The organism is Streptomyces cyaneofuscatus, from assembly GCF_000718135.1.
Lineage (GTDB): Bacteria > Actinomycetota > Actinomycetes > Streptomycetales > Streptomycetaceae > Streptomyces > Streptomyces cyaneofuscatus.
This window is the reverse complement of sequence record NZ_JOEM01000002.1, coordinates 339,676-353,815: the sequence shown is the minus strand read 5'-3', so window position 1 is coordinate 353,815 and position 14,140 is coordinate 339,676. Positions and strand designations below refer to the sequence as shown.

General features: G+C 72.5%; 10 protein-coding genes, 1 pseudogene and 2 riboswitches. Of the genes and pseudogenes, 6 read left to right on the top strand and 5 right to left on the bottom strand.

The genetic code is table 11. From position 1 onward, the window contains the following. Positions 1-100: 100 nt before the first annotated feature. The 3 genes from IF17_RS0105420 to metE form a co-directional block, all read right to left on the bottom strand. Positions 101-1,486 carry a lysine N(6)-hydroxylase/L-ornithine N(5)-oxygenase family protein gene (locus tag IF17_RS0105420; protein WP_030562690.1) on the bottom strand — a complete coding sequence of 462 codons (1,386 nt, stop codon included), beginning with the start codon at positions 1,484-1,486 and terminating at the stop codon, positions 101-103. 49 nt (positions 1,487-1,535) lie between these two features. Next, on the bottom strand, positions 1,536-3,047 hold the full coding sequence (locus IF17_RS0105415; RefSeq protein WP_030562687.1) for a pyridoxal phosphate-dependent decarboxylase family protein: 1,512 nt from the start codon (positions 3,045-3,047) through the stop codon (positions 1,536-1,538). A 261-nt stretch (positions 3,048-3,308) separates the two neighbouring features. Beyond that, entirely contained in the window at positions 3,309-5,633 is a 2,325-nt protein-coding gene (metE, locus tag IF17_RS0105410) for a 5-methyltetrahydropteroyltriglutamate--homocysteine S-methyltransferase (protein ID WP_030562685.1), read from the bottom strand. A gap of 177 nt (positions 5,634-5,810) precedes the next feature. Beyond that, a riboswitch (cobalamin riboswitch) is annotated at positions 5,811-6,000 on the bottom strand. A 528-nt stretch (positions 6,001-6,528) separates the two neighbouring features. Between metE and IF17_RS0105405 the strand changes: the two genes are divergently transcribed. Continuing rightward, positions 6,529-6,726: a hypothetical protein gene (locus IF17_RS0105405; protein ID WP_015612446.1), complete on the top strand. Its 198-nt coding sequence runs from the start codon at positions 6,529-6,531 to the stop codon at positions 6,724-6,726. Positions 6,727-6,876: 150 nt separating this feature from the next. On the opposite strand, the gene cobF is transcribed toward IF17_RS0105405, so the two are convergent. Next, positions 6,877-7,713, bottom strand: a complete 837-nt coding sequence (gene cobF / locus IF17_RS0105400; RefSeq protein ID WP_032771756.1) for a precorrin-6A synthase (deacetylating) — start codon at positions 7,711-7,713, stop codon at positions 6,877-6,879. A 131-nt stretch (positions 7,714-7,844) separates the two neighbouring features. Beyond that, positions 7,845-8,023: riboswitch (cobalamin riboswitch) on the top strand. 230 nt (positions 8,024-8,253) lie between these two features. On the opposite strand from cobF, the gene IF17_RS0105395 reads away from it, so the two are divergent. The 5 genes from IF17_RS0105395 to IF17_RS0105375 are packed head-to-tail and all read left to right on the top strand — an operon-like array spanning position 8,254 to position 13,712. After that, positions 8,254-9,756, top strand: coding sequence for a CoA-acylating methylmalonate-semialdehyde dehydrogenase (locus tag IF17_RS0105395; protein WP_030562680.1), 1,503 nt, complete (start codon positions 8,254-8,256; stop codon positions 9,754-9,756). After that, positions 9,753-10,907, top strand: a complete 1,155-nt coding sequence (locus IF17_RS0105390; protein WP_030562678.1) for an acyl-CoA dehydrogenase family protein — start codon at positions 9,753-9,755, stop codon at positions 10,905-10,907. The genes IF17_RS0105395 and IF17_RS0105390 overlap by 4 nt, the downstream gene beginning before the upstream one ends. Continuing rightward, entirely contained in the window at positions 10,904-11,974 is a 1,071-nt protein-coding gene (locus tag IF17_RS0105385; RefSeq protein ID WP_030562677.1) for an enoyl-CoA hydratase/isomerase family protein, read from the top strand. Before IF17_RS0105390 ends, IF17_RS0105385 begins: the two co-directional genes overlap by 4 nt. An 11-nt stretch (positions 11,975-11,985) precedes the next feature. Beyond that, complete coding sequence (mmsB, locus tag IF17_RS0105380; protein ID WP_030562675.1) at positions 11,986-12,906, top strand: 3-hydroxyisobutyrate dehydrogenase; 921 nt, start codon at positions 11,986-11,988, stop codon at positions 12,904-12,906. Further along, a complete protein-coding gene (locus IF17_RS0105375; RefSeq protein WP_030562673.1) occupies positions 12,903-13,712 on the top strand; it encodes an enoyl-CoA hydratase in 810 nt (269 codons plus the stop codon). The genes mmsB and IF17_RS0105375 overlap by 4 nt, the downstream gene beginning before the upstream one ends. Here IF17_RS0105375 and IF17_RS0105370 read toward each other — a convergent pair. After that, positions 13,699-14,139, bottom strand: a pseudogene (locus IF17_RS0105370) (DUF2083 domain-containing protein); the annotation flags it as partial. The gene IF17_RS0105375 and the pseudogene IF17_RS0105370 overlap by 14 nt on opposite strands. Position 14,140 lies beyond the last annotated feature (1 nt).

The following is a 14,140-nucleotide window of genomic DNA, read 5'->3' as shown; positions in this document are numbered from 1 at the left end:
CCCAGCTCACCGAAGAGATCAACACCCGCAAGGGCTGAACCCCCTGAGCGACATGACTCTGGGCCGCACGGTGCACCCCACCGCGCGGCCCAGCGCCGTATTACCGCCGCTCTTCGGCTATGCGGCTCGGTACGCCACCCCGGTCATCCGCACCAAGTCCGAACGTGGTGAAGGCCGTCCGGTCCGGCAACGGGTAAGTCTCCTTGCCTGTCAGCGCGTTGATGATGACGGCGGACCGCCAGGCGGCCAGGCCCAGGTCGGGGGCGCCGACCCCGTGCGTATGCCGTTCCGCGTTCTGCACGAAGACCGATCCGTCGATCTCGGTTGCCAGGACGAGCCGTTGGGCCTCGTCGACCTGCGGGCGCCCGGCGTCGTCGCGGACGATGTACGGGTCCAGCGCGGCGAGCAGCGTATCGACGGGGCGCTCCCGGTACCCGGTGGCGAGGACCACCGCGTCCGTGGTCAGCCTGCCCCGGGCCTCCTGCTGGCCGTGCTCCACGGCCAGTTCGATGCGGCCGCTCCCCGTGACGGTGGCGCCGGTGACCTCGATGCCGGGCGTGAGGGTGACGTCGGGCCAGCCGCCGCCGAGGCTGCGCCGGTACAGCTCGTCGTGGATGTCCCCGAGGGTGTCCCCGCTGACCCCCTTGTAGAGCTGCCACTGGCTGGGCAGCAGGCGGTCCCGGGTGGCCTGCGGGAGCCCGTGGAAGTAGCGCGTGTAGTCCGGGGTGAACTGCTCCAGGCCGATCTTGCTGTACTCCATGGGCGCGAAGGCCGGGGTACGGGCGAGCCAGGTGAGCCCCTCCGCACCTTCCGGCCTCAACCGCAGGAGGTCCAGCAGGACTTCGGCGCCCGACTGCCCCGAGCCGACGACGGTGACGTGCCGGGCGGCGAGCAGCCGGTCCCGCTGGGCGAGGTAGTCGGCGGAGTGCAGGACGAGGGGTACGGGGTCCGCCTCCAGGGCCCTCAGCGGCTCGGGGACGTGGGGCGCGGTGCCGACGCCGAGGGCGAGGTTACGGGCGTGGGTGAGCCCGCTCCCGAGGCTCTCGCCGTCCGGGCCGAGCCGGGTGAAGTCGACGGCGAACGCGCTCTCCCCCGCGTCCCAGGCGATGGCGTCGACGCGGTGGCCGAAGTGGGTGGAGGGCAGTTCGGTGCTCACCCAGCGCAGGTAGTTGTCGAACTCGGAGCGGTGGATGTGGAAGCGCTCGGCGAAGTAGAACGGGAAGAGCCTGCGCCGCGTCTTGAGGTAATTGAGGTAGCACCAGGGGCTGATCGGGTCCACCAAGCTCACCAGGTCTGCCAGGAAGGGGACTTGGAGGGTCGCTCCCTCGATGAGCAGGCCGGGGTGCCAGTGGAAGGCGGTGCGCTGTTCGTGGAAGGCGCTGCGCAGGCCGGGTACGCCGTCGGCGAGTGCGGCGAGCGACAGGTTGAAGGGCCCTGCGCCCACCCCCAGCAGATCGAGGGGCGGGGTTCGCGGTCCGGGCGTCATCGGGTTCCTCCAACGGGATTCGTACGCGTCGGCAACGTCATGGCGAACGTCATGGCGACAGCCTTTCCGCCGCCGGGGCGCCGGTACCGCCGGGGGCGGAAGGGCTGTCACCGTCTTCGGCCGCCACCGCTGCCCGCTCCGCCGCCTCCGTCACCAGGTCGAGGAGCGGCAGCAGGTCGGCGCTCGCGGCGGCGGGGTGCAGCAACGTGGCCTTGAGCCAGAGCCGGCGCCTCCCGTCGCCGTCCTCGGCCACCGCCCGTCCGAGGACGGCCCGGCCGTCCATGAGCAGGGTGCGGCGGACCTCGGCGACGACGGCGTCCCCGGCCTCCGCTTCCTGCTCGTCGGCCACCACCGGCCGGAACAGCACGGTGCTGATCCCGATCGCGCCGGGCCGACGGCGCAGTGCGGGCCGGGCGTCGACGGCCCGGCCGAACTCCTCCGCCGTACGTACGCAGTGCTCAACCAGTTCGCTCAGTCCCCGGCGTCCCAGCGCCCGGAAGGTGACCGCCATCTTCAGGGCGTCGGGGCGCCGGGTCGTGCGGACCGAGCGGCCGAGCAGGTCGGGGAGCCCGGCCTCGGTGTCGTCGTCGGCGTTGAGGTAGTCGGCGCGCAGGGACAGCGGGGCGAGCAGGGCGGTGTCCGCGACGGCGAGCACTCCGGCGGCGACCGGCTGCCAGCCGAGTTTGTGCAGGTCGAACGTTACGGAGACGGCCCGGTCGAGCCCCGCGAGCCGGGGCGCCAGGCGCTCGCTGAACAGCAGGGGTCCGCCGTACGCCGCGTCGACGTGGAGCTCGGCTCCGTACCGCTCCGCGATCCGGGCGATCTCAGGGAGCGGGTCGATGCGCCCCTCGTCGGTGGTCCCGGCGGTGGCGACGACCAGGACCGGGCCGCCGCCGAGCCCGGCCAGGGTGCGGTCGAGGGCGGCGGGGTCGATGCGGCCGTCGTGACACGCGACGACGGTGGGTGCGGGCAGGCCGAGCATCCAGGCGGCACGGTGGACGCTGTGGTGGGCGTTGGCCCCGGTCACCACGCGCAGGTGGCCGGGCGCCGCCCGTTCGCGGGCGAGGAGCAAGGCGACCAGGTTGGACTCGGTGCCGCCGCTGGTGATGAGGGCGTCGGGCGCGGCGGCGTCCGGGTGGACGAGCCGTGCCAGTGCGGCGGTGGTCAGCTCCTCGATGACCCCGGCGGCGGGCGCCTGGTCCCAGGAGTCCATCGACGGGTTGAGTGCGGCCCCCGCCAGCTCCGCCGCGGCCGCCACGGCCAGCGGCGGGCAGTGCAGATGGGCGACGCACGCGGGGTCGGCCGGGTCGGCGGCCCCCTCGCCGAGGGCCCGTACCAGGTCCGCGAGCGCGGCCTCGGTCCCGATGCCCTCCTCGGGCAGCACCGGCGCGGCCAGGGCGGTGGTCCGCCGGGCCACCTCGTCCGGTCCTCCGGCGGGCAGCGGTCCGCCCCGGGCGCGCGCGGCGCTCTCCAACGTGTCCAGGACGACCGAGGTGAGGGCACGCAGGTGGCCGGGTCCGTGGACGCCACCCGCGAGGGGGGCTCCCGTACCGGCGCTCACGCCGCACGCCGCACGGGGAGTTCGGCGGACAGCAGGCCCTGAGCACGCTCCATGGCGAAGCCCTTCGATCGGAGTGCAAGATCCACAACCGGGATTCGCTGGTTAGGCTAACCTAACTCCGCCGCCGAGGAAGAACGCACTCCGGCCGGCCGGGCCTCCGAACCGGCCTGCCCCCGAACCGAACCGGCCTGCCGCCGAACCGAGTCGGGGTCGCGTGCCCCGGTACGGGAGCGGCGGTGGCCGCTCCCGTACCGGGTCGGATCACGCCGCTTCGGTGGGCAGCTCCGCGCGGATCTCCCGCGCGGCGGCGACCAGGTTCTCCAGGGAGGTCCGGGTCTCGGGCCACCCCCGGGTCTTCAGGCCGCAGTCGGGGTTCACCCACAGGCGCTCGGCCGGAATGGCCTCAAGTCCCGTGCGCAGCAGGGCCGCTGCCTCTTCCGTGCTCGGGATGCGCGGGGAGTGGATGTCGTAGACGCCGGGTCCGGCCTCACGCGGGTAGCCGTGGGCGGCCAGTTCGCGGGCGACCTGCATGTGGGAGCGGGCCGCCTCCAGGCTGATGACGTCGGCGTCGAGGTCGTCGATGGCCTGGACGATGTCGCCGAACTCCGCGTAGCACATGTGGGTGTGGATCTGGGTGTCCGGCCGCACCCCGGAGGTGGTGAGGCGGAAGGACTCCGTCGCCCACTTCAGGTACGCGGCGTGCTCGGCGGCCCGCAGCGGCAGCGTCTCGCGCAGCGCCGGCTCGTCGACCTGGATCACCGAAGTGCCGTTCGCCTCCAGGTCGTTCACCTCGTCGCGCAGGGCGAGGGCCACCTGGTGGGCGGTCTCGCCGAGCGGTTGGTCGTCGCGGACGAAGGACCAGGCGAGCATGGTGACCGGGCCGGTGAGCATGCCCTTGACGGGGCGCTCGGTGAGCGACTGCGCGTACGCCGTCCAGCGCACGGTCATCGGCTCGGGGCGCGAGATGTCCCCGGCGAGGACCGGCGGCCGGACGTAGCGGGTGCCGTACGACTGGACCCAGCCGTGCTGCGTGGCGAGGTAGCCGGTGAGCTGCTCGGCGAAGTACTGGACCATGTCGTTGCGTTCGGGCTCGCCGTGGACCAGGACGTCGATCCCGGCCTTCTCCTGGAAGGAGAGGACCTCGCGGATCTCGTCCTTGATCCGCTCCTCGTACCCGGCCTCGTCGGCCCGGCCCGCGCGCAGGTCGGCGCGGGCGGTGCGGAGTTCGGCGGTCTGCGGGAACGAGCCGATCGTGGTGGTCGGCAGGAGCGGAAGACCGAGGTGGGCGCGCTGGGCCACGGTCCGCTCGGCGTACGGCTGGGAGCGGCGGCCGTCGGCGTCGGTGATGGCCGCCGTACGGGCCCGGACGGCCGGGTCGCGGGTGATGACGGCGTCGGTGCGGGAGGCCAGGTCGGCCCGGTTGGCGGCGATTTCGGCGGCGATGGCCTCGGTGCCGGCGAACAGGCCGCGCGCCAGGACGACGATCTCCTGGGTCTTCTGCTTGGCGAAGGCGAGCCAACGGGCGACCTGCGGGTCGATGTCGTGCTCGGCTGCGGCGTCCAGCGGGACGTGCAGGAGGGAGGAGGAGGCGGAGACGTCGACGTGGTCCGCGAGGCCGAGGAGCGTGCCGAGGGTGGCGAGGGACTTCTCGTAGTCGTTGATCCAGATGTTGCGGCCGTTGACGACGCCCGCGACCAGGCGCTTGCCGGGCAGTCCGCCGGCCGCCGCGAGGTCGGCGAGGTTCGCGGCGCCGGACTCGGTGAAGTCCAGCGCGAGCCCCTCGACCGGGGACTTGGCGAGCACGGGCAGCGCCTCGCCGAGCCGCCCGAAGTAGGAGGCGACGAGCAGCTTGGACCGGTCCGTGAGACCGCCGAGCTCGCGGTAGGCGCGGGCGGCGGCGTTCAGCTCGGCCGGGGTGCGGTCCTGGACGAGAGCGGGCTCATCCAGCTGCACCCACTCGGCGCCCGCGGCCCGGAGGTCGGCGAGGACTTCGGCGTACACGGGCAGGAGCCGGTCGAGGAGGGTCAGCGGCTCGAAGTCGGCGGCGACCCCGGGGGCCGCCTTGGCGAGCAGGAGGTAGGTGACCGGGCCGACGAGGACCGGGCGCGGGGTGTGGCCCAGCGCGAGGGCCTCCTTCAGCTCGGCGACCTGCTTGGCGGAGTCGGCGGTGAACACCGTGTCCGGGCCCAACTCGGGCACGAGATAGTGGTAGTTGGTGTCGAACCACTTGGTCATCTCCAGCGGGGCCACGTCCTGCGTGCCGCGGGCCATGGCGAAGTAGCCGTCGAGGGCGTCGGTACGGACCGCCTCGCGGTGCCGCTCGGGGACAGCGCCGACCATGACACTGGTGTCCAGGACGTGGTCGTAGTACGAGAAGTCACCGGTCGGCACCTCGTGGACTCCGGCCTCGGCGAGCTGCTGCCAGGTTCCCCTGCGCAGTTCGGCGGCGGTCTCCCGGAGGGTGTCCGCGTCGACGCGGCCCTTCCAGTAGCCCTCGATGGCCTTCTTCAGTTCACGGTTCTGACCCTGGCGGGGGTAGCCGTACACGGTGGCCCGTGCTGCCGCGGCTGCGGGCTTCGCTGTCACGTGACTCTCCTTCGCGAGCATGTCTCCAGCTGTTCCCGGGACGGGACGCGGACGCGCGAAGGGGTGACCGAATCGGGCGGAAACGCGACACGCTTGACCGTGTCCGTCCACCCGACGGTTACGCCGACCCGCCCACGAGGTCACCGGGAACTCCGCACGCGAACGGTCGCGTGCGGGCAACGGGCAGGTCTTCGGACTCGCGGGCACGTCTGCCGAGGCAGACACCTACTGGCCGTCGCTTCCCAGACCCGGCCGGGCCCAGTGCGTATGACGGCGGTCGTTCCCGCTCACCGCTGCGGGGCAGTCCCGGATTCCCACCGGGTTCCCTCTTACGACACCCTGCCTGGCGGACAGGGCGAACCAGCTGCACCGGCCACCCTAAGGGGACGACCGCCGGGCGCACACCGTTGTTCACACTTCGGACGGTGATATGAGACACGGCCTCCGTGGGCGTGCCGAACCGCCCTGGAACGTCCTCCGAACGGGTGAAGAAGGGCATCGGAACGGTCCGCGCACCCATCCGACCCGGCAGGTGGCACCGAATGGTCGTCACAGGGGCGCGGAGCGGGCGCTCCTGGAACACTGCCCGGGACCGGATCCGGCATCCTGGCACGATCCGGCCCCGGGCAGGCAGTGCGCGCCGACCCTCCTCCCCGGGCAGGCGGTGCGCGCGTCGGCCTTCCGCCCCCGGGCAGGTGGTGCGCGCGTCGGCCTTCCTCAGCCTGTTCCGCCGTTCGTCGCCGGTTCGCTGACTGCCGGTCAGGTCGTGGTGGCACGGTGACCCAGATGTAACCGAATGGCGTAGGCGAGCCGGAACCACAGAGCGTCACAGGCCGTTCTTCTTGCCAATACACGGCCGCCGACCCACGGCGGCGACGAGCGAGGGAAGCGCTATATGAAGAAGACAGTCGGGTGGGCCCAGGACGGCGACGACTGGACGATCACCGTGAACGGCACGCTGTACCGGGCCGTCGAGCGCCCCGCGGACGGGCGCGTGCACGACTATCTGGTGCGGGGGAACGACCTGACCGCCGAGTGCCCGAGCCTCGGTCATGGGCTCGGAGTGATCCGGGCGCACGAGTCCCGGAGCTGACCTCCGGCCGGTCCGACGACCAGGGCGTGTCCGGGGTGCGGCGGCCGCCCGCGCCTCGACGCGACCCGCCGCCCTGCGTCACGTCACCCGCTCACCTGTCCGGGCCCCCGCTCGCGGGCCGGGGCCCCTCAGCTGTCCGCGCCTGCCGCCTCAGCTGTCCGCGCCGCCTGAGCTGTCCGTGCCCTGGGCGCCCTCCGGACCTTGGGCACCCTCCGGCCGGTGGCGCAGCAGATATGTGTCCATGATCCAGTCGTGCCGTTCGCGGGCCTCGGCGCGCACCCGGCTGATCCGCTCGGCGACCTCGTCGAGCGGCCCGGAGACCAGGAGTTCGTCCGGGGTGCCGATGTAGGCACCCCAGTAGATCCACAGCCCCCTGCCCCTGAGATGGGTGAAGCTCTCGTGACCGTCGAGCATCACCACGATGTCGCCGTCGTCGTCCGGGAACCCCTCGGCGAGCCGCCGCCCGGGCGTGATGTGGATGGGGCGGCCGACCTGGTTCAGCGAGGTGCGGTGGCGGGCCGCGAGCGCGGAGACGCTGCTGATCCCGGGCACCACCTCATGGCCGAATTCCACCGTCCCGCGGTCCCGGATGTCCTCCAGGATCGCGAGGGTGCTGTCGTACAGGGACGGATCGCCCCACACCAGGAACGCGCCGGTCTCCCCCGGCGCCAGCTCCTCGATGATCAGGCGCTCGCAGATGTCGGCGCGGCGGTGGCGCCAGTCGTGCACCGCCGAGGTGTAGCGCCCCCGGTCGTCCTGGGTACGGTCCCGCCAGGGGTCCTCGGCCTCCACGACCCGGTAGGGGCCGGTGAGGTGCTCGGCCAGGATGTCCCGCCGCAGCCGGGTCAGGGACTCCTTCTCCCGGCCCTTGCCGAGCACGAAGAAGACCTGCGCCCTGCGCATCGCCTTCACCGCGGCGAGGGTCAGGTGGTCGGGGTCGCCGGCGCCCATGCCGATGACGAGGATGTGCCGTGGTGCGTCGCTCATGTCGGCCGATCATGCCAGGAGCGGGGCGCGGACTCGCGCCGGGCCGGGAGGAGGCCGGGGCGAGGCGGGGTGGACTTACTAGGACGCCCAACTATATGTTCGTGAGCAGCGGGGTGACCGGTGTGCAGCCGGTCGCCCTCAAGGCCCGTGGTGTCAGGGAAGCCGGTGCGATTCCGGCGCGGTCCCGCCACTGTGACCGGGGAGTCCGTCCTCGCAGGAGACGCCACTGACGGTGCAGAAGCCGTCGGGAAGGCATGAGGGCGCGCGCTGATCCGGGAGTCAGGATACCGGCCGCGGGATGTTCCGTGTTTCCACGAGGATGGAGCAGACACGCATGGCACCGGTCCGCACCCACGGCCCCGCAGGCCCGTCCCGGCGAGCGGTTCTCCCCGCCTTCCCCTGACGGCCCCAGCCCTTCGCGTCCCCCGACGGCGAGCCCTGTCACGCCCGCGCGCACCCGACCGGTGCGCCGTGTGCGGTGGGGCCCGTGCGCCATCCCCGGATCTCTCCTGACGATCTCACCGACGAGAGCGGGTTTCCATGGTCCGCGAACTCACCCATTTCATCGGCGGCAAGCACACGCCCGGCACCTCGGGCATGTACGGCGATGTGTACGACCCCAACACCGGCCGGGTCCAGGCCCGGGTGCCGCTGGCCGGCCGGTCCGAGACCGAGGCGGCCATCGCCGACGCGGCGCAGGCGCAGGTCGGGTGGGGCGAGTGGAACCCGCAGCGCCGGGCCCGCGTCCTGCTGCGCTTCCTCCAGCTGGTCGAGAAGGAGAAGGACTCCCTGGCCCGGCTGCTCTCCTCCGAGCACGGCAAGACCGTGGCCGACGCGCACGGTGACCTCGCGCGCGGTCTGGACGTGGTGGAGTTCGCGGCCGGGGTGCCGCACCTGCTGAAGGGCGAGTTCAGCGACAACGCGGGCGCCGGGATCGACGTCCACTCGCTGCGCCGGCCGCTCGGCGTGGTCGCGGGCATCACCCCGTTCAACTTCCCGGCGATGATCCCGCTGTGGAAGGCCGCACCTGCTCTGGCCTGCGGAAACGCCTTCATCCTGAAGCCGTCCGAGCGGGATCCTTCGGTGCCGCTGCGGCTGGCCGAACTGTTCCTGGAGGCAGGTCTTCCGCCCGGGGTCCTCAACGTCGTCAACGGCGGCAAGGAGGCCGTGGACACCCTGCTGGAGGACCGGCGCGTCAAGGCGCTCGGCTTCGTCGGCTCGACGCCGATCGCCGCGCACATCTACGCGACGGCCGCCGCCCACGGCAAGCGGGCGCAGTGCTTCGGCGGGGCGAAGAACCACATGATCGTGATGCCGGACGCCGACCTGGAGCAGGCGGTGGACGCGCTGATCGGCGCCGGTTACGGCTCGGCGGGTGAACGGTGCATGGCGATCTCGGTGGCCGTCCCGGTCGGTGAGGAGACCGCCGACGCGCTGGTGGCCCGGCTCACCGAGCGGATCGCCGAGCTGCGGATCGGCCGCTCGGACGACCCGGACGCCGACTTCGGGCCGCTGGTGGGCCGCGACGCGGTGGACCGGGTGCGCGGCTATGTCGACCTCGGTGTGGAGGAAGGCGCCGAACTGGTCGTCGACGGGCGCGACTTCACTCTCGAAGGCCACGAGGACGGCTTCTTCGCGGGCGCCTCGCTCTTCGACCGGGTCACCCCGCAGATGCGGATCTACCAGGAGGAGATCTTCGGCCCGGTGGTCTGTGTGGTCCGCGCGGCCGACTACGAGGAGGCCCTGCGGCTGCCCTCGGAGCACCGGTACGGCAACGGCGTCGCCCTCTTCACCCGGGACGGCGACATCGCCCGCGACTTCACCCGCCGGGTCGAGACGGGCATGGTCGGCGTCAACGTGCCGATCCCCGTGCCGGTGGCGTACCACACGTTCGGCGGCTGGAAGCGGTCCGGCTTCGGGGACCTCAACCAGCACGGGCCGGACGCCATCCGCTTCTACACCCGTACCAAGACCGTCACTTCGCGCTGGCCCGCCTCCGGGATCCGGGACGGCGCGAGCTTCACGATTCCGACCACGGGATGACTGCCGTGACCACCCTGCTCAGCGACGACCAGCTCGCGGTCGTCGAGACGACACTCGACTTCGCCCAGGAACACCTGGCCCCGCACGCCGTGGCCTGGGACCAGGACAAGCACTTCCCCGTCGACGTCCTGCGGAAGGCCGCGGGGCTCGGCCTAGGAGGTGTTTACGTACGGGAGGACCTGGGCGGCTCCGAGCTGTCCCGCTCCGACGGGGTCCTCGTCTTCGAGGCCCTGGCCACCGGCTGCCCGTCGGTGGCGGGCTACCTCTCGATCCACAACATGGTCGCCTGGATGGTCGACCAGTACGGCACCGAGGCCCAGCGCGGCCGGTATCTGCCGGAGCTCTGCACCATGGAGCAGCTGGGTAGTTACTGCCTGACCGAACCGGGCGCGGGCTCCGACGCGGCCGCGCTGCGCACCCGCGCGGTCCGCGACGGCGACCACTACGTGCTGACCGGGACCAAGCAGTTCATCTCCGGGGCGGGCGCCACGCACCTCTACATCGTGCTGGCCCGAACCGGCGCGGACGGGCCCGGCGGGATCTCCGCGTTCCTCGTCGAACGGAACGACGCGGGGCTCTCGTTCGGTGCCAACGAGAAGAAGATGGGCTGGAACGCGCAGCCCACCCGGCAGGTGATGCTCGACGGCGTACGGATCCCGGCCGACCGGCTGCTCGGAGCGGAGGGCGAGGGCTTCCGCATCGCGATGAACGGCCTCAACGGCGGCCGGCTCGGCATCGCCGCCTGCTCGCTGGGAGGTGCGCAGAGCGCACTGGACCGCTCGCTGGCCCATCTCGCGGACCGGGAGGCGTTCGGCGGGCCCTTGCTGAACGCGCAGGCGCTCCAGTTCCGGCTGGCCGACATGGCGACCGAACTCGCCGCCGCCCGAGCACTGGTGCGGCAGGCCGCCGAGGCGCTGGACCGGAAGGTGGGCGGGGCACCGGAGTTGTGCGCGATGGCCAAGCGCTTCGCCACCGACACCGGGTACTCCGTCGCCGACCGGGCGCTCCAACTCCACGGCGGTTACGGCTATCTGGCCGAGTACGGCATCGAGAAGATCGTGCGGGTCCTGCGGGTCCACCAGATCCTGGAAGGGACCAACGAGATCATGCGTGTCATTGTGGCCCGGAGCCTGACGGGAGCCCTGCGATGACCGAGGAGCAGCTCGTACGGGTGCACACCGAAGGTCGTACGGGAGTGCTGACCCTCAACCGCCCCAGGGCGCTCAACGCGCTCACCCACGCGATGGTGGAGACGATCGCGGCGGCCCTGAACCGGTGGGAGCACGACCCGGAGGTGGCCACCGTCGTCATCACGGGGGCCGGGGAGCGCGGCCTGTGCGCGGGCGGCGACATCCGGTCCGTCTACGAGGACGCCCGCGTCGGCGGCAAGGCGTCGGCCGCCTTCTGGCGCGACGAGTACCGGCTCAACGCCCACATCGCCCGCTACCCGAAGCCGTACGTGGCGGTCATGGACGGCATCGTGATGGGCGGCGGGGTCGGGATCTCGGCGCACGGCAGCGTCCGGATCGTCACCGAGCGGTCCAAGGTGGCCATGCCGGAGACGGGGATCGGCTTCGTGCCGGACGTCGGCGGCACCTATCTGCTGGCGCTGGCCCCCGGTGAGCTGGGCACCCATCTCGCCCTGACGGGTGCGGTGGTGGGGGCCCGGGACGCGCTGCTGTGCGGGCTGGCCGACCACTTCGTACCGGCGGAGGAGCTGCCCGCGTTCCTGGCCGCGCTGCGGACCGAGGCCCCGGCGGCGGCGCTGCACCGCCACGTCCGGGACGCGCCTCCGGGGGTGCTGGAGGCCGACCGGGCCTGGATCGACCACTGTTACGCGGCCGACACGGTCGAGGAGATCGTGGAGCGACTGCTCGCATCGGACGTCCCGGCGGCCGGTGAGGCGGCCGCCACGATCCTCGGCCGGTCCCCCACCGCGCTGAAGGTCACCCTCGCCGCACTGCGCCGGGCCCGCGAACTCGGCCCGCTGGAACGGGTGCTGGAGCAGGAGTACCGCGTCTCGTACGCGGCCCTGACCTCCCCCGACCTGGTGGAGGGCATCCGGGCCCAGGTGATCGACAAGGACCGGACGCCTCACTGGTCGCCCGGCACGCTCGTGGAGGTCACGCACGCGGACGTGGCCCGGTACTTCGCTCCGATCGGCGACGAGGAACTCTCCCTCGCCGTAGACGACTCACCGCAGGAGGTGCCCTGGTGACCACCACCACGATGACCGTCGCGTTCATCGGCCTCGGCCACATGGGCGGCCCGATGGCCGCCAACCTCGTCAAGGCCGGGCACCGGGTGCTCGGCCACGATCTGGTGGAGACGTCTCTGGCCACCGCCGTGGAGAGGGGGGTGGGGCGGGCGAAGTCCGCCGCCGACGCGGCCGCGGTGGCCGATGTGGTGATCACGATGCTGCCCGCCGGACGCCATGTCCTCTCGCTGTACGGGCAGGAGGGGCTGCTCGAAGCCGCTCGCCCCGGCACCCTGTTCGTCTACTGCTCGACCATCGACGTGGCCGACTCCCGCGCCGCCCACGCGGCAGCGGCGGCGGCCGGTCACCGCTTGCTGGACGCCCCGGTCTCCGGCGGGGTGGTGGGGGCCGAGGCGGGGACGCTCACCTTCATGGCCGGGGGCGAGGAGGCCGCGTTCGCGGCGGCCGAACCGCTGCTGGCCGTCATGGGCAAGAAGGCGGTGCACTGCGGTGGCGCCGGCGCCGGGCAGGCGGCAAAGATCTGCAACAACATGATCCTCGGCGTCTCCATGATCGCCGTCAGCGAGGCGTTCGTCCTCGCGGAGAGTCTGGGCCTCTCGGACCAGGCGCTGTACGACGTGGCGTCGGCGGCCTCCGGCCAGTGCTGGGCGCTCACCGTCAACTGCCCGGTCCCCGGCCCGGTCCCGACCAGCCCGGCCAACCGTGACTACCGCCCCGGGTTCGCCGCGCCGCTGATGGCCAAGGACCTCGGGCTGGCCGCCAACGCCCTGCGCACGGGCGGCATCGACGCCGAACTGGGTCTACGGGCAGCCGAGTTGTACGCCCGGTTCGCGGAAGGAGCCGGGGCGGACCAGGACTTCTCCGGGATCGTCCGGGCCATCCGGGCCGCTTCGACGGCCACCACCGATACAGAGAAGGGCACCACCGCGTGAGCGAGAACAGCGAGAGCGCGTCCACCCCGGGCCCGTACGGGACCATCCTGGTCGAGCGCCGGGGCCGTACCGCCCTGCTCACCCTGAACCGGCCCAAGGCGCTCAACGCGCTCAGCCTGGACGTCATGCGCGAGACGGTCGAGGCCACCGAGGCTCTGGACCGGGACCCGGACGTCGGCTGCATCGTCATCACCGGCAGTGGGAACAAGGCGTTCGCGGCGGGGGCGGACATCAAGGAGATGCAGCCGCAGAGCTACATGGACATGTACCTCAGCGACTGGTTCTCCGCCTGGGACCGGCTCGGCCAGCTCCGGACCCCGACGATCGCCGCCGTACGGGGCTACGCCCTGGGCGGCGGCTGCGAGTTGGCCATGTTGTGCGACCTGGTGATCGCCTCGGAGACGGCGGTCTTCGGGCAGCCGGAGATCCGGCTCGGGGTGATCCCCGGCATCGGCGGCTCCCAACGGCTGACCCGCGCGGTCGGCAAGGCCAAGGCGATGGACCTCTGTCTCACCGGCCGGAACATGGACGCGGAGGAGGCGGAGCGGGCCGGTCTGGTGTCCAGGATCGTCCCGGACGCGGATCTGCTGACCGAGGCGCTCGCCGTCGCGGACACGGTCTCCGGCATGTCGGCACCCGTCGCGATGATGGCGAAGGAGGCGGTGAACCGGGCCTTCGAGACCACGCTCGCCGAGGGCGTCCGCTTCGAACGCCGCCTGTTCCACGCGGTGTTCGCGACAGCCGACCAGAAGGAGGGCATGAAGGCGTTCACCGAGAAGCGACCGGCGGAGTTCACCCACCGCTGAGCCCAGGAGGCGGTGCGGACCGGCCGTCGGCGACCACCGGGTACGGCACATGGGTGCGCCGGTCGGGGTCGACGGCCAGCCGGCCCCCGGCCGGGGGCCGGGCCCGCTGGGCGCAGTCCTGCCGTTCGCAGATCCGGCAGCCGAGCCCGATGGGGGTGACCGACCGGGGGTCGTCCAGGGCCAGGCCCTCGGCGTACACCAGCCGGTGGGCGTGGCGCAGTTCGCAGCCGAGGGCGACGGCGAAGTCGGCCCGGGGCGCGCGGTGCCCGAATCCGCCGCGCGTCACGGCCCGGGTCACCCAGAAGTACCTTTTGCCGTCGGGCATTTCGGCGACCTGGGTGAGGATGCGGCCGGGCGCGGAGAACGCCTCGTACACCGTCCAGAGCGGGCAGGTGCCGCCGAGCCGGGAGAAGTGGAAGTCGCTGGCG

What these genes read in the sequence shown, in the direction of transcription:
- IF17_RS0105420 (WP_030562690.1), bottom strand. Translation starts at nt 1,486, where the DNA reads ATGACGCCCGGACCGCGAACCCCGCCCCTCGATCTGCTGGGGGTGGGC.
- IF17_RS0105405 (WP_015612446.1), top strand. Translation starts at nt 6,529, where the DNA reads ATGAAGAAGACAGTCGGGTGGGCCCAGGACGGCGACGACTGGACGATC.
- cobF (WP_032771756.1), bottom strand. Translation starts at nt 7,713, where the DNA reads ATGAGCGACGCACCACGGCACATCCTCGTCATCGGCATGGGCGCCGGC.
- IF17_RS0105395 (WP_030562680.1), top strand. Translation starts at nt 8,254, where the DNA reads ATGGTCCGCGAACTCACCCATTTCATCGGCGGCAAGCACACGCCCGGC.
- IF17_RS0105390 (WP_030562678.1), top strand. Translation starts at nt 9,753, where the DNA reads ATGACTGCCGTGACCACCCTGCTCAGCGACGACCAGCTCGCGGTCGTC.
- IF17_RS0105385 (WP_030562677.1), top strand. Translation starts at nt 10,904, where the DNA reads ATGACCGAGGAGCAGCTCGTACGGGTGCACACCGAAGGTCGTACGGGA.
- mmsB (WP_030562675.1), top strand. Translation starts at nt 11,986, where the DNA reads ATGACCGTCGCGTTCATCGGCCTCGGCCACATGGGCGGCCCGATGGCC.